The 19,310-nt window shown below is 64.9% G+C and carries 19 protein-coding genes; 13 read left to right on the top strand and 6 right to left on the bottom strand.

The window, feature by feature from the left end; all coding sequences use genetic code 11:
• Positions 1-21 precede the first annotated feature (21 nt).
• Together A3K89_RS10670 and A3K89_RS10665 are read left to right on the top strand one after the other, a co-directional pair.
• Entirely contained in the window at positions 22-249 is a 228-nt protein-coding gene (locus tag A3K89_RS10670; protein ID WP_068424986.1) for a phosphopantetheine-binding protein, read from the top strand.
• Between the two features lie 21 nt (positions 250-270).
• Complete coding sequence (locus A3K89_RS10665; RefSeq protein WP_068424983.1) at positions 271-2,067, top strand: SIP domain-containing protein; 1,797 nt, start codon at positions 271-273, stop codon at positions 2,065-2,067.
• Here the strand turns inward: A3K89_RS10665 and A3K89_RS10660 are convergent.
• Positions 2,054-3,526, bottom strand: coding sequence for a hypothetical protein (locus tag A3K89_RS10660; protein ID WP_068424981.1), 1,473 nt, complete (start codon positions 3,524-3,526; stop codon positions 2,054-2,056). The two genes, A3K89_RS10665 and A3K89_RS10660, sit on opposite strands and share 14 nt — an antisense overlap.
• A 185-nt stretch (positions 3,527-3,711) precedes the next feature.
• On the opposite strand from A3K89_RS10660, the gene A3K89_RS10655 reads away from it, so the two are divergent.
• Entirely contained in the window at positions 3,712-4,341 is a 630-nt protein-coding gene (locus A3K89_RS10655; protein WP_068424978.1) for an AMP-binding protein, read from the top strand.
• A complete protein-coding gene (locus A3K89_RS10650; protein WP_068424976.1) occupies positions 4,338-5,225 on the top strand; it encodes a siderophore-interacting protein in 888 nt (295 codons plus the stop codon). The genes A3K89_RS10655 and A3K89_RS10650 overlap by 4 nt, the downstream gene beginning before the upstream one ends.
• A gap of 47 nt (positions 5,226-5,272) precedes the next feature.
• On the opposite strand, the gene A3K89_RS10645 is transcribed toward A3K89_RS10650, so the two are convergent.
• Complete coding sequence (locus tag A3K89_RS10645) at positions 5,273-6,682, bottom strand: MDR family MFS transporter (protein WP_068424973.1); 1,410 nt, start codon at positions 6,680-6,682, stop codon at positions 5,273-5,275.
• Positions 6,683-6,744: 62 nt separating this feature from the next.
• Between A3K89_RS10645 and A3K89_RS10640 the strand changes: the two genes are divergently transcribed.
• Positions 6,745-7,629 carry a phosphoribosylaminoimidazolesuccinocarboxamide synthase gene (locus A3K89_RS10640; protein ID WP_068424970.1) on the top strand — a complete coding sequence of 295 codons (885 nt, stop codon included), beginning with the start codon at positions 6,745-6,747 and terminating at the stop codon, positions 7,627-7,629.
• Positions 7,626-9,752 (top strand): S9 family peptidase, encoded by a 2,127-nt coding sequence (locus tag A3K89_RS10635; RefSeq protein WP_068424967.1) that lies wholly within the window; start codon positions 7,626-7,628, stop codon positions 9,750-9,752. The genes A3K89_RS10640 and A3K89_RS10635 overlap by 4 nt, the downstream gene beginning before the upstream one ends.
• A 47-nt stretch (positions 9,753-9,799) precedes the next feature.
• Here the strand turns inward: A3K89_RS10635 and A3K89_RS10630 are convergent, their stop codons facing one another.
• Complete coding sequence (locus A3K89_RS10630; RefSeq protein WP_068424965.1) at positions 9,800-10,480, bottom strand: response regulator; 681 nt, start codon at positions 10,478-10,480, stop codon at positions 9,800-9,802.
• Positions 10,477-11,973: a sensor histidine kinase gene (locus tag A3K89_RS10625; RefSeq protein ID WP_084423747.1), complete on the bottom strand. Its 1,497-nt coding sequence runs from the start codon at positions 11,971-11,973 to the stop codon at positions 10,477-10,479. The genes A3K89_RS10630 and A3K89_RS10625 overlap by 4 nt, the downstream gene beginning before the upstream one ends.
• 192 nt (positions 11,974-12,165) lie before the next feature.
• On the opposite strand from A3K89_RS10625, the gene A3K89_RS10620 reads away from it, so the two are divergent.
• The 3 genes from A3K89_RS10620 to A3K89_RS10610 all read left to right on the top strand — a co-directional run bounded on the left by A3K89_RS10620 (position 12,166) and on the right by A3K89_RS10610 (position 14,928).
• Positions 12,166-13,551 carry a cation:dicarboxylate symporter family transporter gene (locus A3K89_RS10620; protein WP_068424959.1) on the top strand — a complete coding sequence of 462 codons (1,386 nt, stop codon included), beginning with the start codon at positions 12,166-12,168 and terminating at the stop codon, positions 13,549-13,551.
• Positions 13,552-13,667: 116 nt separating this feature from the next.
• Positions 13,668-14,174 carry a glutathione peroxidase gene (locus A3K89_RS10615; protein ID WP_068424957.1) on the top strand — a complete coding sequence of 169 codons (507 nt, stop codon included), beginning with the start codon at positions 13,668-13,670 and terminating at the stop codon, positions 14,172-14,174.
• A 55-nt stretch (positions 14,175-14,229) separates the two neighbouring features.
• Positions 14,230-14,928 carry a DUF2334 domain-containing protein gene (locus tag A3K89_RS10610; RefSeq protein WP_068424955.1) on the top strand — a complete coding sequence of 233 codons (699 nt, stop codon included), beginning with the start codon at positions 14,230-14,232 and terminating at the stop codon, positions 14,926-14,928.
• A gap of 52 nt (positions 14,929-14,980) precedes the next feature.
• On the opposite strand, the gene A3K89_RS10605 is transcribed toward A3K89_RS10610, so the two are convergent.
• Positions 14,981-15,625, bottom strand: a complete 645-nt coding sequence (locus tag A3K89_RS10605; RefSeq protein ID WP_068424945.1) for an MBL fold metallo-hydrolase — start codon at positions 15,623-15,625, stop codon at positions 14,981-14,983.
• An 89-nt stretch (positions 15,626-15,714) separates the two neighbouring features.
• On the opposite strand from A3K89_RS10605, the gene purS reads away from it, so the two are divergent.
• Genes purS through A3K89_RS10590 form a run of 3 tightly spaced genes read left to right on the top strand, consistent with a single transcriptional unit; the run spans position 15,715 to position 17,013 of the window.
• Entirely contained in the window at positions 15,715-15,951 is a 237-nt protein-coding gene (purS, locus tag A3K89_RS10600) for a phosphoribosylformylglycinamidine synthase subunit PurS (RefSeq protein WP_068424943.1), read from the top strand.
• A complete protein-coding gene (purQ, locus tag A3K89_RS10595) occupies positions 15,948-16,625 on the top strand; it encodes a phosphoribosylformylglycinamidine synthase subunit PurQ (protein WP_068424940.1) in 678 nt (225 codons plus the stop codon). Before purS ends, purQ begins: the two co-directional genes overlap by 4 nt.
• 37 nt (positions 16,626-16,662) lie before the next feature.
• Positions 16,663-17,013 (top strand): VOC family protein, encoded by a 351-nt coding sequence (locus tag A3K89_RS10590; RefSeq protein WP_068424935.1) that lies wholly within the window; start codon positions 16,663-16,665, stop codon positions 17,011-17,013.
• Here the strand turns inward: A3K89_RS10590 and A3K89_RS10585 are convergent.
• Complete coding sequence (locus tag A3K89_RS10585) at positions 17,010-17,843, bottom strand: hypothetical protein (RefSeq protein WP_174551402.1); 834 nt, start codon at positions 17,841-17,843, stop codon at positions 17,010-17,012. The genes A3K89_RS10590 and A3K89_RS10585 overlap by 4 nt on opposite strands.
• Before the next feature lie 109 nt (positions 17,844-17,952).
• On the opposite strand from A3K89_RS10585, the gene A3K89_RS10580 reads away from it, so the two are divergent.
• Positions 17,953-19,230, top strand: coding sequence for a M18 family aminopeptidase (locus A3K89_RS10580; protein ID WP_068424930.1), 1,278 nt, complete (start codon positions 17,953-17,955; stop codon positions 19,228-19,230).
• Positions 19,231-19,310: the final 80 nt, after the last annotated feature.

Below are 19,310 nucleotides of genomic sequence, written 5' to 3'. Positions count from 1 at the left end.
GAAAGACAAGGACTCACCACTGTGCTCACCCGCGAGACCGTCATCGGCGACATCGCCACCGCACTCGACCGGTCACCCGAGAGGATCGACGACGAGCTGAACCTGCTCGACGAAGGGTTGGACTCGATCCGCATCATGGGCCTTGTGGAACGATGGCGGTCCACGGGCGCTGCGGACGTCGATTTCCCGACGCTCGCAGCTGATCCGACCGTGTCCCACTGGGTCGCGGTTGCGCTCGGCGAGTACTGAGAACACACGAGAGGAAGTTCGATGGCGGGGACCGTACGCGAGGTCGAGATCTTTCCGATCTGCATGCGAGAGTTCGATGTTCTGACGGTGGAGGACGTCACGCCCGGGATGCGTCGCGTCGTTCTCGGAGGTCCGTCGTTGGATCGTCATGTGCGAGACGGTGTCGAGCTTCCTCCGGTGCGGAGCAACGGGTTCGACGACGACATCAAGCTCCTGCCGGTCGACCCTTCCACGGGTGCATTGCCTTTCGAGGTTCCGCGCAACCTCGACAACGGAACCGTCGACTGGCCTGCCGGGTCGTTCCAGTACAGCCGCACCTACACGGTTCGCCGGTTCGACGAGGCGGCAGGTGAACTGGTCGTCGACTTCGCCGCGCACAAGGGAGGTCTTGCATCGGACTGGGCGTACAGCGTCCAGCCGGGGGAAAAGATTCTCGTTGCGGGACCAAAGCATTCGTCGTCGTTGCCCATCGGTGCGGACTGGATGCTCGTGGCCGGGGACGAGACGGCGTTGCCGGCCATCGCGCACTGTCTGGAAAAACTTCCTGCCGACATGCCGGCGACCGTCGTCGTCGAAGTTGCCGAGCCGTCGCACCGGCAGGAGCTGAAGTCTACTGCGGACGTGGACATCACGTGGTTGTACCGGTCGGAGGCCGACGGTCGGTCGCGCCTCGTCGAGACCGTGCAGGGCGCGCAGTGGCGGCCCGGTCAGCCGTACCTGTGGGTTGCCGGGGAGGCGTCGACGATCAAGCCGTTGCGACGCTGGGCCAAGCAGGATCGCGAGATCGACAAGCAGTTCGTCGAGATCGCCGGGTACTGGCGGTATCGCGAACCGCTCGCGGTCGAATCCGATCCGGCGGACGCCGTACACGAGATGTCGGAACTGCTTCCGCCGCTTGCGCTTCGCACTGCCGTGACCGTCGGTGTGTTCGCTGCGGTGGACGCAGGTGCGCACTCTGCGGAGGCGATCGCTGCCGAATGTTCCACCGACGCACGCGCGACGGCGAAGTTGCTCCGGCACCTCGCGGTGATGGGGTTGATGACCGTCGACAACGGTCGGTACGCGTTGACGGACACGGGTGCCGTTCTCGCGGATCAGGACACGTTCCTGAGCCAGGCATTGCACTTCGACAAGATCCACACCCGCCTCGACATGGCGTTTCTCGGACTGCTCGAATCGGTGCGCACGGGATCGGCCGCCGTCGGGCACGGTTTCGCCGACAAGCAGCGCGAGCCGGGCTTTCTCGACGACTTCCACGAGGAGGCAGCATTCGGCGCCGTGTACCGTGCGCCGGCCTTGCCGGATGCCGTCGACTTCGACGGGGTCGAGGTCGTCGCGATCTACGGTGAAGGTGCAGGGGTCTACGCCGACACGCTCGCGCGGCTACGGCCCGACCTGCGCATCAGCCTGGTCGGACTGCCCGCGATGAATGCGCGAAACTACGCCGACGTGTCCGAGGCCCGTCGCGACGGCGTCGTCCGTATCGACGCCAGCGAGTTCACCGTCCTGGGTGACCGAGTGGATCTGGCCATCGTCGTCGACGTCCTCGACCTGCATCCCGACGCCGACGCGCAGGTGCTGCTACGCGCGATCGGCGCGTCGGCGATGCGGGTCGTCGTCATCACCGACCTGCTGGATCCGGCGACGACCGACGATCACGACACCGAAAGCGATCTGCTGCAGCTGTGTCTGCACGGCACGGGCCGACGTACCGAAAGCGAACTTCGGGCGCTGGTCTCCGAGAGTGGTTACGGAGAGCCACGATTCGGCTCGCTCGGTTGGGGATCGACGGTGGTGGAATTCGCTACGCGTGGCTGATGGGTAGGTGTTCGATCGCAGCCCTCAGCTCGAATTCCTTGCGCGAGGACAAGATCGACACCACCTCGGCGCGCGTCGCGTCGTTCGGGAGCCACACGGCGTCGGCGACCTCGGCGAGAACCGTCGAGTCGTCGGCGGCGTCACGGGCGCGGCGGCCGATCAGACCGAGAATTCGGGTTGCCGGATCGGTATGGGGCAGGTCGGCTCTGACGACGTCGAAGGTCCCGTCGTCGCCGAACTCGAGGAAGATCTCCTCACCCTCGGTGAGATCCAGATCGTCGACGAAACGCTTGATCGTCCCCGATCGGGCCTGCACCGACACCCACATGACCGACTGACCACCGAGCCGAGAGTCGAAGGAACGGGGCGTGCCGGGCCCGACGTTCAGCAGTGCCGCGAGTGCCGACGGCAGATTGAACGCCGATCCTTTGCGATGGATTGCCGTGACGGTGGTACGCCATCGCACGACGCCGTGACCGCGGTACAGGTGTTTGGTCTTCGACGGCGATTTGCGCGGCGTGTAGGAATGTCGACGCCGGGTGACGATCTCGTTCTCGGTCACGAATTCGCCTGTGGACGCATAGGTTCGGATGCTCTGTTCCTTGACGTCGTACGAACCCGTGATCTCCGCGACGAGGCGGTCGATCTCGATGCTGCCGCGGTCGTCGACGATGCTCGCGATCTGGCGGTGGATGGGTACGTACGGCGGGATACCCCAGCGTGTCAGCGCCCACAGGGTGCGGTCGGTCTTGACGAATCGTGCATCGGTCACGAGGGCGTTGCGGACACTGGAGGCCGACCGTGTCGGTTGCATACGGTCCATCAGGTCCGGCATGGACATCGGCGTGCCCGTCGACGCCAGGATCGACGCCAGCTGACCGGCGACCGGCAGGTCGAGCGGGACGAGATTGCCGTCGAGCACACGGTACCCGGCTGCGAAGTCCTCCAATTCCGCTGCGGGCATACCGAAGTGCTCGGCGACGGCGCGGAGAGGCGTGATGCCGTCGATCGTCGAGTTGCGGGCGACGACGGCGGAGAGTTCGTCGCGGGCGGCGTCGCGCGTGGGTGAGAAGACCCAGCCGGATTCGACGGACAAGCGCTCGTCCATCTGAGAGATCAACGACCACAACGGGATACGCAGTGAGGGAATCGTGCGGGTCGTGTCGGGAATCGCGCTGGCGACGCGAGACAGGGAGGCGACGGGACGGGCGACCTCGAGGATGCGGTCCCCGAGCGCTCGCAGGCTCGGGAGCCGTCGAAGCGCGTCGAATGCCCGGGTGCGTGAGCGGTGTTCGATCCGAACAGCGTGTTCCGGGGCGACACGAAGGCGCACTGCCATGTCGTGGACGGGCACGGGATCGGTCGCAAAGATCCTGTCGCGCAACGTGATCGATTCGATTTCGGAACAGGTGGCGAGAAAGGACTCGACCTCGTCGACCGGCGGCAGGGGAGTGGACACTGGGGTGGATCCTCGAATGCGTCGTGACAGGTCGGTGCGAAATGCAACACCTCGACTATACGCTCCAAGCTTCAACCTCGATGGCGTTCGCGAGCGTCGCGATGACGCCGGGAAGTTAAGGTTGCCTTTCCTATGTGTCACACTCGGATGCGTCGACAGCGGCTCATCGAGTGTGAGGACGAGGAGTGAACGATCCCGGCGGTGCACCGACGACGGCCGTTCGTCGCTCGCTGACACAGTGTCTCGACGACGCACCGGACGACGTCGTCGCTCTGATCGCCGACGGCAACGCCGTCGACTACGGCTCGTTGTCGGACTCGGCTCACTATCTCGCCGCCTGTCTGCACCGCTCGGGCGTCGACCACGGAACTCGAGTGGGTGTCCTGGTAGCCGGTGCCGTCGACTTCGCCGTCGCGTTCTGTGCGCTGGAACGGCTGGGCGCAAGCATCGTGCTCCTCGATCACTCGGGCATGCCGGATGTGCTGGTCGACCGGCTCCGTCGCGGCGACGTCGAACGCGTGCTGGGTCACGTCGGCACGGAACACGTCCTCGACGACGTACTGGTCGAAGCGGACGTGACGGAACTGCCGACGATCGTCGCGGGCGACTATTCCCTCACTGTGGTGGTCGACGTCGTCGAGAGTCGTCCGGTACGGGAGATCGTGTTCTTCGAGGACGACCAGGGTCGCGCGGCTGTCACGGCGTTGGTGGCGGGTCTGTATGCCGGCGCGACCGTGGCTCGTGTACCGAGCATCGATAGTGAGCGTAGGCTAACCATGCACACGCGCAGATCTAGCGAAGACGAGGTTCGATGACGGGCAAGGGTTACTACTTCGCCGAAGTGGTCGCGGTCGAGCAGTTGACCACGCACATGGTCCGGGTGACGTTCGGCGGCGACGACGTCGCGCAGTACGTCTCCAACGGCAAGCCCGACGAATGCGTCACCATCTTCTTCCCGCGAGACGGTGAGGACCGCCCACCTGCGATGACCGAGGTCGACGGTCAATGGTGGTACCACGACGTCGAACCCGTGCCCGACGGCCGCAACTACACGGTGCGTCGAATCGATTCGGCGACAGGCACTCTCGTGATCGACTTCGTTGCACACGAGGGAGGCGTCGCAGCCACGTGGGCGTTGAATGCCACCGTCGGTCAGGTCGTGCTGTGGACGCGCCCCCGCTGCTGGTACGACCTCCCCGAGACCGCGGAGTGGCAGTTGCTCGTGGCCGACATGACGGGACTGCCCGCGCTGGGTCGGATCGTCGAGGAACTGCCCAGTGGGGCGAAGGCGCACGCCATCGTCGAGGTGCTCGAACGCGGCGACATCCAGGAGTTCGAGACCAAGGGCGACGTCACGTACGACTGGCGGATCGGTTCCGGCAACGGCGATTGCGCGAGCGTGCTCGAGGGCGCCGTCCGTGACTACGCCCTCCCCGACGGCGAAGGCTACGTCTGGTTCGCGGGCGAGGCGTCGTCGTCACGCGTCGTGCGCAAGTACTTCCGCAAGGAACTCGGTTATCCCGTGCGGCAATTCGAGATCATCGGCTACTGGCGCGTGAATTCCGAACAGTGGCTCGAGAAGTACAAGAAGTATCAGGAGGAGGCGTTGGCCGTGTACAACGGCGCGCTGACCGCGGGCCGTAGTCAGGCCGAGGCGAGCGAGGAATTCGACGCGATGCTGGAGCGGGTGGGGCTGTAGGCGACTTCGTCGCACGTGCGTGCGAATGTTTAGCAGGTCATACATTTTCACTCACGGGTGGCAGCCGACTTGGGCATCAGCGCCGCCGCGGCGAGCATGACGACCGCCGTCACGAAGACACCCACGAAGACCAGATGAACGGCGTCGGACAGCTGCACCGGATCCGGCTCGCCCGATACTCGCGAATTCACGACGGCACCGAACACCGCGACTCCGACGGCACTTCCGATCGAACGCGCGAACATGTTCGTCGACGTAGCAACACCACGCTCTTCCCATTCGACGCTCGTCTGGGCGGCGATGAGCGTCGGGCTGGCGATGAGACCCATGCCGAGGCCGACGACGAAGCAGACCGCCGCGATCATCCAGATCGGGGAATCGGAGCCGACCAGCGTGGTCGCACCTGCGCCGACGACCGCGATCGTTCCACCCGTCATGGCCGTCGCGCGAAACCCGAAGCGTAGATAGAACTTGCCCGACAGCGACGCTGCGATCGGCCATCCCAGCGTCAGCGTCGCCACTGCGAAACCCGCCACGATGGCACCGGTACCGAGGACGCCTTGGACGAACGTCGGAACGTACGAGGTCAGACCCAGCACGATGGCACCCACCAGCAGCGAGATGAGGCTGCTGACGACGAGTACGCGACGCGTGAAGACCCAGAGCGGCAGGATCGGCTCGGCGGCGCGCGTCTGCTGCCACGTGAACAGAGCCAGCGCGACGACGCCACCGACGAAGATGGAAATGCTGATCGGCGACGCCCACGCCCACGACTGGCCGCCTTCGAGGAGGCCGAGCAACACCGCGGCGGCGCCGATCGTCAGCAGGGCGGCACCCGCGTAGTCGATCTTCGGCTTCGTTCTGTCGAGTGCGCCCTCGTGGAAGCGCCGGATCAACACCCACCCCGCCAACAGACACAGCGGAATGTTGACGAAGAAGATCCACCTCCAGGACAGGAACTCGGAGAAGACTCCGCCGAGTGCGGGCCCCAGGACCGCGCTCATCGCCCAGACGCTGGCCAAGTAGCCCTGTGCCTTGGCGCGTTCCTGCAACGTGTAGATGTCACCCGCGATCGTCACGGACATCGGCTGCACCGCGCCTGCGCCGAGTCCCTGCACGGCGCGGAACGCGATGAGGGCGGGCATCGACCACGCGAGGCCGCACAGGATCGATCCGAGAAGGAACACCCCGATGCCCCACAGCATGACCTTTTTTCGCCCGAACAGGTCGGCCAGCTTGCCGTAGATCGGGACGGACACGGCCTGGGCCAGCAGGTAGATCGAGAACAGCCACGGGAACTGACCGAACCCACCGAGATCGCCGACGATCGTCAGCACCGCCGTCGCGATGATCGTCGAGTCGAGCGCGACGAGTGACGTGCTGAGCATCAGGGCGATCAGAATCGGCCCTCGCTCGGACCGGAAACCGACATCGGGCACTTCTTGGTTCGTTGCCATCACCAACCATTGTTCCTCGACACGGGCAGACCGTGCGAGCACACCCAGATAGGGTTGGTCTCGTGCGTCCACAACTCAGCAGCTATGAACACCTCGCCGGGGGTAAGGTTCGCGATCTCTACGTCATCGACGACGACCATCTTCTCCTCGTCGCGAGCGATCGAATCTCGGCCTACGACCACGTTCTCGAGACACCCATCCCGGACAAGGGCCGCGTCCTGACGGCAATGAGCGTGTTCTTCTTCGAGGAGTTGGGTGGCGTCAACCATCTTGCCGGGGACCCTCGCGACGAACGCATCCCGCAGGAACTTCTCGGACGGGCTCTCGTCGTCAAGCGGCTCGAGATGGTGCCGATCGAATGCGTCGCCCGTGGATATCTGACCGGATCGGGACTGTCGGACTACCAGCGCACCGGCGCGGTGTGTGGCGTCGAGCTTCCCGCAGGGCTCGTCGAGTCGAGCAAGCTCGACGAACCGATCTTCACCCCGGCGGCGAAGGCTGCCCTCGGTGAGCACGACGAGAACGTGGACTTCGCGGCCGTCGTCGACAAGGTCGGTGAAGAACTCGCGTTCAAGCTGCGTGAGGACACCCTCGAGATCTACACGCGTGCAGCGAATTTCGCACTGGACCGCGGCGTTATTCTCGCGGACACCAAGTTCGAGTTCGGTCTCGACGCGGACCGCAATCTCGTTCTTGCCGACGAGGTTCTGACTCCGGACTCTTCACGTTACTGGCCCGCCGACGGTTACGAGGAGGGCAAGGTGCAGCCGAGCTTCGACAAGCAGTTCGTCCGCGACTGGCTGACGGGTGAGTCCGGATGGGACCGCCGCGGCGACACTCCGCCTCCGGCCCTGCCGGACGACGTCGTCGCGTCGACCCGCGCACGGTACATCGAGGCCTACGAACGCATCTCGGGCCTGAACTTCGACGATTGGGTACACCCGTGACACTCGTTCCTCCCGTCGCCAAGAAGGTTCCGCACGAGCGGACGCACCACGGCGACACATTCGTCGACAACTACGAATGGTTGCGCGACAAGGACGATCCGGAAGTGATCGCCTACCTCGAAGCCGAAAATGCGTACACCGAGCAGCAGACCGCCGGTCTGGAACCGTTGCGCGAGGCGATCTTCGACGAGATCAAGTCACGTACCCAGGAGACCGACCTGTCCGTGCCGACGCGCATGGGGGACTGGTGGTACTACTCCCGCACGCAGGAGGGCAAGTCCTACGGCCTCCAATGCCGTTGTCCCGTCGACTCTCCCGAGGACTGGACGCCGCCCTCCTTGCGAGACGACGTTCCCGGTGAGCAGGTCCTGCTCGACGCCAACGTCGAAGCCGAAGGCCACTCGTTCTTCGCACTCGGCGCATTCTCCATCAGCCGCGACGGCAATCTACTGGCCTACTCGGTGGACGTCGAAGGCGACGAGCGCTACACGATGCGGTTCAAGGACCTTCGTACCGGCGAGATGCTGCCCGACGTCATCGAGAAGACGGCACCCGGCGCGACCTGGTCGTTCGACCACAGCTTCGTCTTCTATCAGACCGTCGACGAGTCGTGGCGACCCGACACGGTGTGGCGTCACAAGCTCGGGACGTCGACCGACGAGGACGTCACGGTCTTCCACGAGCCGGACGAAAGCTATTGGGTCGGCTTCGGATCGACGCGCAGCGAGAAGTACCTGATGATCTGGGTCGGCTCGAAGATCACGTCCGAATGCCTCGTCCTCGAATCCGACGACCCCGAGGGTGAATTCCGCGTCGTGCTCCCGCGCGTCGACGGCGTCGAGTACAGCATCGAGCACGCCGTCGTGAAGGGCGAGGATCGATTCCTCGTCCTGCACAACGGATCCGTGAACGGGTGGGGCACCGACGGAGCCAAAGCCGAGAACTTCATCCTCGCCGACGCACCCGTCGACGACCCGACGCAGCAGACGACGCTCGTTGCGCACCGCGCCGACGTCCGGCTCGAGGACGTCGACGCCTACGCCGATCATCTCGTACTCGGTTACCGCCGGGAAGCGCTGACGCGTCTGGCTGTCTGGCCGCTCGACTCCACCGGCTACGGCACGTACCACGAGCTCGAATTCGACGAGGAGCTCTACGCCGTCGGATCGGGATCGAACCCGGAATGGACGCAGCCTCTGCTGCGATTGGCGTACACGTCGTTCATCACGCCCGGACAGGTGTACGACTACGACTTGTCGACAAAGGAGCTGTTGCTCCGCAAGTCGCAGCCAGTACTCGGTGACTTCGACGCGTCGAACTATGTGCAGCAACGGGATTGGGCGGTCGCGTCGGACGGCACGCGGATACCGCTGTCGATCGTGCGCCGCAAGGACGTGCCCGACGGCCCCGCGCCGACGCTGCTGTACGGCTACGGCTCGTACGAGGCGTCGATGGATCCGGCGTTCTCGGTGGCGCGGCTGTCGCTACTGGACCGCGGCATCGTGTTCGTCGTCGCGCATGTCCGAGGCGGCGGCGAGATGGGCCGGCACTGGTACGACAACGGCAAGACGCTGACGAAGAAGAACACGTTCACCGATTTCGTCTCCGCGGCACAGCATTTGATCTCCACCGGACGTACGTCGCCGGAACATCTGGTCGCCGACGGCGGGAGCGCGGGAGGACTGCTGATGGGTGCCGTCGCCAACCTCGCTCCCGAGTTGTTCAACGGCATCCTGGCGAACGTGCCGTTCGTCGATCCGCTGACGTCGATCCTCGACCCGTCGCTGCCGCTGACGGTCATCGAATGGGACGAGTGGGGAAATCCGTTGGCGGACAAGGAGGTGTACGAGTACATGAAGTCGTACAGCCCCTACGAGAACGTCGAAGCCAAGGACTACCCGTCGATTCTCGCGATCACGTCGATCAACGACACTCGTGTGCTGTACGTCGAGCCGGCGAAATGGGTTGCGGCGCTGCGCGCGACGAAGACCGGTGACTCGGAGCTGCTACTGAAGACCGAGATGAGCGCGGGTCACGGCGGCGTCAGCGGGCGTTACGAGAAGTGGAAGGAAGCGGCGTTCGAGTACGCCTGGATCGTAAGCGCCTCCGGCGCACGTGCATAGAAACGCATAGCCCTCTATGTATTTTCGTGCACGTGCGGCGAAGCCGCCTACCGCCAGACGTACCGCACCTGCGGGCGTCCGGCGCGGCCGTATTCCGTGTTGCGCGTGACGAGGCCGTCGTCGGCGAGGCGTTCGAGATAGCGCCACGCCGTGACGCGTGAGACGCCGACGAGCTTGGCGGCCTCGGACGCGTTCAAGCCACCCGGCGCGTCACGGACGATGGCGGTGACGCCGTCCATTGTCTGTGGCGCAATGCCTTTCGGTGACGACGCCCGCTCGTCTGCCGTGCGGAGACGGGACATCGCGCGGTCGATGTCGCGCTGGCTCGCCGCGTTCTCACCCGCAGGCAACGCGTCGTGGAACTCGCGATAGCGTTCGAGCTTGTCGCGAAACGCCGCGAACGTGAACGGCTTCAGTAGATACAGCACGACGCCGTGCGCGACGGCCGACCGCACCACGGACAGATCTCGCTCCGACGTGATCGCGATGACGTCGGGGCTCGGCCGCAGACCACCCAGAGCGGCGGCGACGTCGATGCCGTTGGAATCGGGCAGGCCGATGTCCAGGAGCACGAGGTCGACGGGCTCCTCGGCCTCGGTGGCGGCTTTCAAGGCCGCCTGTCCGGTATGCGCCATGCCGACGACCGTGAACCCGGGCACGCGTTCGACGTAGTTCTTGTGTGCCTCGGCAATCAGAACCTCGTCCTCGACGATCAGCACCCGGATCATGCGGGCCGGTCCAGTGGAATACGCGCCGTCAGCACCGACCCGTACGTGATTTCGGACGTCAGCGCGCCGTGATAGCGACGCACGACCTGGGTGACGAGCGCGAGGCCGAGACCGCGCGACCCGGACTTGGTGGAATAGCCTCGCGTCAGCGCTCTTTCGAGAACGTCGGCGGGCATTCCCGGCCCGCTGTCGGAGACTCGCACGAGTAGTTCGGACGCCGAATCGCGCACGGTCACTTCGACCCACGGTTGTTCGGCTTCCTTCGACGCATCGATTGCATTGTCTATCAGATTGCCCACCAGCGTGACCAATTCGCGAGGCGTCACCGAACCCGCGTGATCGAGCGCCGTGTCCTCGGTGATCGACAGCTCCACGCCCTGCTCAGCGGCTTGGCTCACCTTGCCGAGGAGTAACGCCGCGAGGGCGGGTTCGCTCACTGCCGTCATCAGCCGGTCGATCAGATGCTGCGAGAGTTCGAGATCGGCCGTCGCGAATTCGACGGCTTCCTGCGGCCGCCCGAGTTCGACCATCGTGATGACGGTGTGCAGGCGGTTCGCCGACTCGTGCGCCTGCGAGCGCAACGACTCCGCGAAACTGCGCACCGAGTCGAGCTCACCCATGACGCCCTGCAGTTCGGTGCGATCTCGGACGGTCAGGACGTCTCCGAGACGATGACCCTCCCACATCACGGGGTCCTGGTTGACGACGAGTATCCGGTTCTCGGTGACGTGGAGCTCGCCGTGCACGGTTCCGGACTTCATCTGCTGCAACGATTCCGGGAGATCGGTTCGGTGGACCGGGCCGTCGGGAAGATCGAGGAGCCGTCGCGCCTCGTCGTTGACGATCTCTGCGCTGTTCTTGCGGCCGAACACGACGAGGCCCTCGCTGATCGAGTGCAGCACGGCGTCGTGATGCTCGTACATCGAGCGCAGTTCGTCGGGAGCGAGCCCGAGGGTCTGGCGTCGTAACCTTCTCGCGAGCAGAACGGACCCGACAGTCGCGACGACGAACGCAGCGACGACGACCCCGACGATCAGCGGTAGGCCCTGGAAGAACTGGTCGCTGATCTTGGCCCGTGTGACTCCGGCCGACACCAGTCCGACGATCGTGCCCGCGGAGTCGGTCACCGGCGTCACCGCCCGGATCGACGGGCCGAGCGAACCCACGTAGGTCTCGGTGAACGTCTCGCCCTGCAGCGCCCGGTCGATGTTCCCGCTGAACGGTTTGCCGATCAGGTCGACGGTGGTGTGCGTGAACCGCGTGCGGTCCGGCGCCATGACGACGATGAAGTCCACGCCGGTGACGCCGCGGATCTTCTCGGTCTCGGGCTGCAATCGGCCGGTCGGGTCGTTCGACAAGATGGCCTCCGCCGTCGACGGCTCGTTCGCGATGCTCGCGGCGATCGCGACGACCTCGCGCCGGGTCGCGTCGTCGCTGTTCGAGCGCTCGTGGACGACCGTCAGCACGCCGCCCGCGAGAACGACGACGGCCATGACGACCAATTGCAGGACCAGAACCTGCCCTGCGACGCTCGTCGGGCGCTTGGCCACGTGCGGTGCCTTCTTTCGTAACTCGAACCTGTGAACAGAATGAACGTATTCGTGACATCGGTCACGGCTTCGACCACCATCGTCCTCTAGCAAGGCGTGATCCAACTCACTCCATTAGTCACAAAGGACATACCCATGACTACCAGCATCGATGCTGACGGAAGCCGCAACCCGGTTCCCGAACCCAAGAAGAAGCGCGACAAGACGCATTGGCTCTACATCGCGGTCATCATCGCCGTCGTCGGCGGCGTCATCGTCGGCCTGACTGCGAAGGACTTCGCGGTCGAGCTCGCAGTACTCGGAACTCTGTTCGTCAGCTTGATCAAGATGATGATCAGCCCGGTCATCTTCTGCACCATCGTCCTCGGCATCGGATCGGTGCGTGCCGCGGCCAGCGTCGGCAAGGTCGGTGGCCTCGCCCTCGGTTACTTCATCGCGATGTCCACGATCGCCCTCGCGGTCGGCATGGTCGTCGGGAACCTGATTCAGCCGGGTACCGGCCTCGATATCCCCAGCAGCGGTTCCGGTGACCAGTACGCGAACGCTGCGCACGAGGCCGGCGGCACGATGGACTTCATCGCAGGCATCATTCCGGAGACGCTGCTGTCGTCGCTGACGTCGGGCAGTGTGCTGCAGACCCTGTTCGTCGCCATCCTCGTCGGCTTCGCGCTGCAGGCCATGGGCAAGTCGGGCGAAGGCATTCTCAAGGGCATCGGCGCGGTGCAGAAGCTGGTCTTCCGTGTCCTGACGATGATCCTGTGGGTCGCCCCGATCGGTGCTTTCGGAGCCATCGCCGGCGTCGTCGGCAAGACCGGATTCGACGCGGTCATCCAGCTCGGCACGCTCATGCTCGCCTTCTACATCACGTGCTTCATCTTCGTGTTCGGGTTCCTCGGCCTTATCCTGCGCTTCGTCTCCGGCTTCTCGATCTTCAAGCTGGTCAAGTACCTGGCTCGCGAATACCTGCTGATCGTTGCGACGTCGTCGTCCGAGTCGGCTCTGCCGCGTCTGATTGCCAAGATGGAGCACGTCGGCGTCGAGCGCACCACCGTGGGCATCGTGGTTCCGACCGGCTACTCGTTCAACCTCGACGGCACGGCGATCTACCTGACGATGGCGTCGATCTTCATCGCCGACGCCATGAACATGCCGCTGTCGATCCCGGAGCAGTTCTCGCTGCTGCTGTTCATGATCATCGCGTCGAAGGGTGCGGCCGGAGTCTCCGGTGCCGGTCTGGCCACGCTGGCAGGCGGCCTGCAGAGCCACCGCCCCGAGCTGCTCGACGGCGTCGGCCTCATCGTCGGCATCGACCGGTTCATGTCCGAGGCCCGCGCGGTCACGAACTTCTCCGGAAACGCCGTCGCGACCCTGCTCATCGGCACCTGGACCAAGACCGTCGACGCCTCCCGCGTCAAGACCGTCCTCGACGGCGGCCTGCCGTTCGACGAGGCAACGATGGTCGACGACCATCTGCCCGAGGACGACCGTCCGTCCCTCCAGAAGGAGCCTGCGAAGGCGTGAGAGCTGCCGGGTGCTGCCGAATCCCCCCGGCGCCCGGTTCGGTAGAACAGGAGAACGACCCCGCTTACAAGCGGGGTCGTTCTCCTTTTGCGGTAACGCACAGGTAGGTTCGGGGCATGACTGAAGTCCAGAACATCGGCATCAACACGTTGGGCGGAGCGCCCACCTCGCTCGATGAATATGCAGGAAGAGCAGTCCTCGTGGTCAACGTCGCGTCGAAGTGCGGCCTGACCCCCCAGTACTCCACCCTCGAAAAGCTGGCCTCCGAGTACTCGTCGAAGGGACTCACGGTCATCGGCGTGCCGTGCAACCAGTTCGGCGGCCAGGAGCCCGGCACCGCCGAGGAGATCGAAAGTTTCTGCTCCACCACCTACGGCGTCACCTTCCCGATGATGGAGAAGATCGAGGTCAACGGCGAGAACCGGCACCCGCTGTACGCCGAGCTCACCAAGACTGCCGACGCCGACGGTGAAGCGGGCGACATCCAGTGGAACTTCGAGAAGTTCCTGATCTCGCCCGACGGCGTCGTCACCAACCGTTTCCGTCCTCGCACCGAACCCGATGCGCCCGAGGTGCTGGCCGCGATCGACAAGATCCTGCCGAAGGAAACGATCGCCGTTTAGCCTGTCGCCACGCGACTGTCGAGCCTCGTTCACCCTGGTGTGCGAGGCTCGAGCCATGTCTGGACGACTGATCGTGTCGGTGAGCGGAATCAGGGACGACACCTGCGAGAACGTTGTCGAGTTCGCGCAGGAACTCGACAAACGCGGTGTCGCGATGTCGCTTCTCGTCGCACCACGACTGAAGGACAAATACCGTCTGACGCAGGACGAGCTGACGCAGGATTGGCTGCGCAGCCGTCGCGACCGGGGTGATGCCATCGTGCTGCACGGCTACGACCAGGCTGCGACGAAGCGTCGGCGAGCGGAGTTCGCGGCGCTGCCGCGTCACGAGGCGCGGTTGCGTCTGATGGCCGCCGATCGCGTCATGGAAGAGATCGGACTGCGCACGCGTGTCTTCGCTCCGCCGCGGTGGGTTGCCTCGCCCGGAGCTGTGGCCGCGTTGCCCGACGCCGGGTTCCGCATGATCGCCGGTGTGAGCGCAATCCACGACCTCGAGACCGGGGCCGTGCAGCGCGGGCGTGTTCTCGGCATCGGCGAGGGGTTCAAGACCGAACCGTGGTGGTGCCGCGCCCTCGTCATCGGGGCCGGCCGCACCGCGCGACGTGACGGCCTGATCCGCTTGTCGGTCAGCGCAAAGCAATTGGGCCGTAGTGGGCCGCATCAGGCGATGCTCGACGCGGTCGATCTCGCGTTGTACAGCGGCGCCGAGCCTGCCGTGTACGAGCACGTGCGCCGGATTCGCCGGGCGGCCTGACGGCCCCGTGCGCGCGAATGTACAGAGGGCTGTACATTCGCGCGCACGTGGGCTAGATCTCGACGCTGGTCTCGGCGTCGAACGTACGAAACTCGGTGGCGTCGTCGGCCATGTCCGTGAACCGTCCGTAGTAGATGCCGCGTGCCTGCTCGGCGACGACCGCCTGATGGATCGGGAATGCCGCCCGCGGCGCGACCGCACGCAGGAACTCGACGTTCTCCGAGAGCTTCGACCATGGCGCTGCCGTCGGGAGCGCCAGCACGTCGACCTTCTGTTCCGGCACGAACAACGAGTCGCCCGGATGCAGAAGCTGACCGGGATTCTCGGGTGTGCCGAGGAGATAGCCCGTGTTGTCGATCACGGGAAGCTCGGGATGAATCACCGCGTGCGTGCCGCCGACGCCGGTGACCTGGATGCCGCCGATCGAGAAGACGTCGCCCGCGTGCGCGGCCGTCCAGCGCTCACCGAGCTGAGACGTCGTCATCGGATCGGCGTACAGCGCGGCACCCGGATTGTCTTGCAGCAGAGCAGGAAGCCGCTCGAGATCGACGTGGTCCGGATGCTGGTGGGTGACGAGGATGGCGTCGAGACCCGTGATGCCCTCGAACCCGTGGGAGAAGTTACCGGGGTCGAAGAGCACGGTCGTGCCGTTCAGTTCGACGAGTACACAGGAATGCCCGAAGTGTGTCAGTCGCATGTACTCAACATATGCGCAGTTTCGCGACTGTCGCAGTGCCTGCGTAAACTCTCTTCCGCCGGTAAACATCTTTTCCTAGGAGCTTCCTCGTGGCCCGAGTAGTTGTCGATGTCATGCCCAAGGCCGAAATTCTCGATCCGCAAGGTCAGGCCATCGCGGGTGCGCTGGGTCGGCTGGGCGTCGCCGGAGTGTCCGACGTGCGTCAGGGCAAGCGTTTCGAGCTCGAGGTCGACGACAGCGTCGACGACGCCGAGCTCGAGAAGATCGCCGAGTCGCTTCTCGCGAACACGGTGATCGAGGACTGGAAGGTCACCCGTCTCGCATGAGCGCTCGCATCGGTGTAATCACGTTCCCCGGAACCCTCGACGACGTCGACGCATCGCGCGCAGTCTCGCTCGCCGGCGGTGAGCCCGTCAGCCTGTGGCATGCCGACGCCGACCTGAAGGGTGTCGACGCCATCGTCGTGCCCGGCGGCTTCTCCTACGGTGACTACCTGCGCGCGGGTGCCATCGCTCGATTCGCGCCGGTCATGGAATCGGTCGTCACCGCAGCTCAGGGCGGTATGCCCGTGCTCGGCATCTGCAACGGTTTCCAGGTCCTGTGCGAGGTCGGTCTCCTTCCCGGCGCGCTCACCCGCAACGAAGCGCTGCATTTCGTGTGCCGCGACCAGTGGCTGAAGGTGGAGAACACCGACACCGCGTGGTCGTCGCGCTACGACGTCGGCGCCGAGATCCTGATCCCGGTCAAGAACGCCGAGGGCCGCTACCAGGCGCCGCAGAACGTGCTCGACGAGCTCGAGGGCGAAGGCCGAGTCGTGTTCCGCTACAGCGGATCCAACCCGAACGGTTCGCAGCGCGAGATCGCGGGCATCTGCTCGCCCAACGGCCGCGTCGTCGGACTGATGCCGCACCCCGAGCACGCCACCGAGCCCCTGACGGGCCCGAGCGACGACGGTCTCGGCATCTTCTACTCGGCTCTCGACGCGGTCGTCAACGCCTGACAAACATGGTGTCGGTGGCCGGAGATAGTCTCCGGCCATGACACTGACTCCGGCGATGATCACGCTCGACTCCTCGAACCCCGGCCCGCTCGCGCGCTGGTGGGCTGAGCAGACGGGAGGGAACATCGAGCAGGAGAACGACGGCTGGTTCTACATCGTCGCGCTCCCGGCCGTGCCGTATCGACTGGCTTTCCAGAAGGTCGACGACCCGACACCGGGCAAGAACCGGATGCACCTCGATCTGACGACGTCCGATCTCGACGGTGAGTTGGTCAGGCTCGTCGAGGCGGGTGCGTCCGAGGTGGAACAGCACACGATGGGCGACTTCCGGTGGGTCACCCTGGCAGATCCCGACGGCAACCTGTTCTGCGTGTCCGGAACGCACTAGCCGTCGGCAAGTTCACGCAGCGTGTCGTCGAAATGCCCGGTCGGCTCGAGGACGCCGTTGCGGGACACCTGGCAGTACTCGTCGTCGCGCCAGAAGAACACCTCGCTCGAAAGCTGGCTCGGGGTGTCGGTCGACAGCATGACCGCGAGCTCGAGCAGCAGGTCCGCGGCGCGTTGTGCTTCGTCGTGCGAGCGTAGGCGGTGGCAGTCGATCTCGTATGCGCTCGGTACGGCGAACAGAACGCCGAACGGGGCGTCACCCAGTTCGTCAGCGAGGAAGCGCGGCATGTTCGCCACCTTGGACGCCAGATAGATCGAATCGCCACGCCGAACCTCGACGGCGACGTCGTCTTTCAGCATGCTCTCGTACGTCTCGAACTTCACGGCCGCGGTGTTCTCGCGGCCGAACGCCCACGCGGCAGACAGATCTCGGTTGGCGAGATACCGGTCTGCCACGTTCAGGGCCAGGTTCGGAAACGACAGGTTGAGTACCCGCCGTGGCGAACCGGGCGCGTCGACCAACGGGCTGGAGTACGAGTACTCGTTCATGATCGACAAGATCTCGGGTGGAACCACTCGTTCACGAAGACGCATGTAGAACTCGTCGTCGGGCATGTTGAGAAGGTATTCGGGGTTCGAAAGACGTTGCGTCTCGAGCGTCGTCGTCACGTGGAACTCGATCATGTCGTCCCAATGTCGGCGATCGTTGACACTGCACCGCTGCACCAGGTTGTGCAGTCCCATCGTGAATCCCGATTCCATTCTCAACGTCATCCCGTCGATCGTCGTCACCTCGACCCCGCGGCTCTTGCACGCGGCGATCACCTTCATTCGGATGATCGCGACAGATGTAGCGGTAAAAGGTTGTTGCGCAAGGTAATTCATGTCATCCCCCGACTGTCGATGTGGTCTTGTCCTGTTCGACGCAGTGGCTGACACAATGGTTCCCATGTCCTCCAACGCCACTGCTGCCGGTCTGTGCAATTTCGTCGACGTCTCTCCGTCGCCTTTCCATGTGTGCCGGACGGTGTCGGTACAGCTCGAGGAGGTCGGATTCGTCCGTGTCGAGGAGACCGAGGCATGGCCGACGGAACCGGGGAAGTACTACCTGATCCGCGGTGGGTCCCTCGTGGCCTGGAGTACTCACGCTGACGGCCCGTTCAGGATCGTCGGCGGACACACCGACAGCCCCAACCTCCGTGTGAAGCAGAACCCGGACCTCGAGTCGGCGGGGTGGCAGATGGTCGGGCTCGAACCGTACGGCGGCGCCTGGCTGAACTCGTGGCTCGATCGGGATCTCGGAATCTCCGGCCGACTCAGCGTGCGCGACGGCAACAGTCTGCGTGAAGTGCTCGTCAAGGTCGACGAACCGATTCTGCGCGTGCCGCAGCTGGCCATTCACCTGTCCGAGGACCGCAAAGGTGTCACGCTCGACCCACAGCGACACGTCAACGCGATCTGGGGCGTCGGGAACTCACCTCGCTCGTTCGTGGACTACGTGGCCGCACTGGAAGGCGTCGAACCGACCGACGTCCTCGGGTGGGAGTTGATGACGCACGATCTGGCCCCGAGCGCGATCGTCGGCGTCGGATCCGAGCTGGTCAGCGCGCCCCGGCTCGACAATCAGGGCACCTGCTACGCCGGGACGCAGGCGCTGATCGCAGCGGTCGCCGCGCCGACGGACGTCACGCCGGTGCTTGCGCTGTTCGACCACGAGGAGGTCGGCAGCATGTCCGACCGCGGTGCATTCTCGGATCTGCTGAACACGGTGCTCGAACGAATCGTGCTCGGACGCGGCGGCGGGCGTGAGGAGTTCCTGCGCACGATGGCGGGCTCGATCTGCGCGTCGGGCGACATGGCACACGCGACGCATCCCAACTATCCGGATCGCCACGAGCCGGCGCACCGCATCGAACTCGGCGGTGGCCCGGTTCTGAAGGTCAACCAAAATCTCAGGTACGCAACGGATTCCGCGGGTGCAGGCGCGTTCGCGCTGGCGTGCGATCAGGCGGGCGTGCCACTGCAGCGGTACGTCCACCGCGCCGATCTGCCGTGCGGCTCGACGATCGGGCCGATCACCGCGTCGCGCACCGGGCTGTCGACCGTCGACGTCGGCGCTGCGCAACTCGCGATGCACAGCTCACGTGAGCTCATGGGCGCGTCGGACATCACGGCGTACGCTGATGCACTGGCGGCGTTCCTGGCGCCTGCGGCGTAGCAATCTCGGGGAGCTGACACCCTTTTTGCACTGCCAACACCCCACATGAGCCGCGAATTCGGGGGCTAGCTCGGCAAGAA

The sequence above is a fragment of the Rhodococcoides kyotonense genome (genome assembly GCF_001645385.1).
Classification (GTDB): Bacteria; Actinomycetota; Actinomycetes; order Mycobacteriales; family Mycobacteriaceae; genus Rhodococcoides; species Rhodococcoides kyotonensis_B.
The sequence above is the reverse complement of the archived record's forward strand: the minus strand, read 5'-3'. Positions and strand labels throughout refer to the sequence as shown.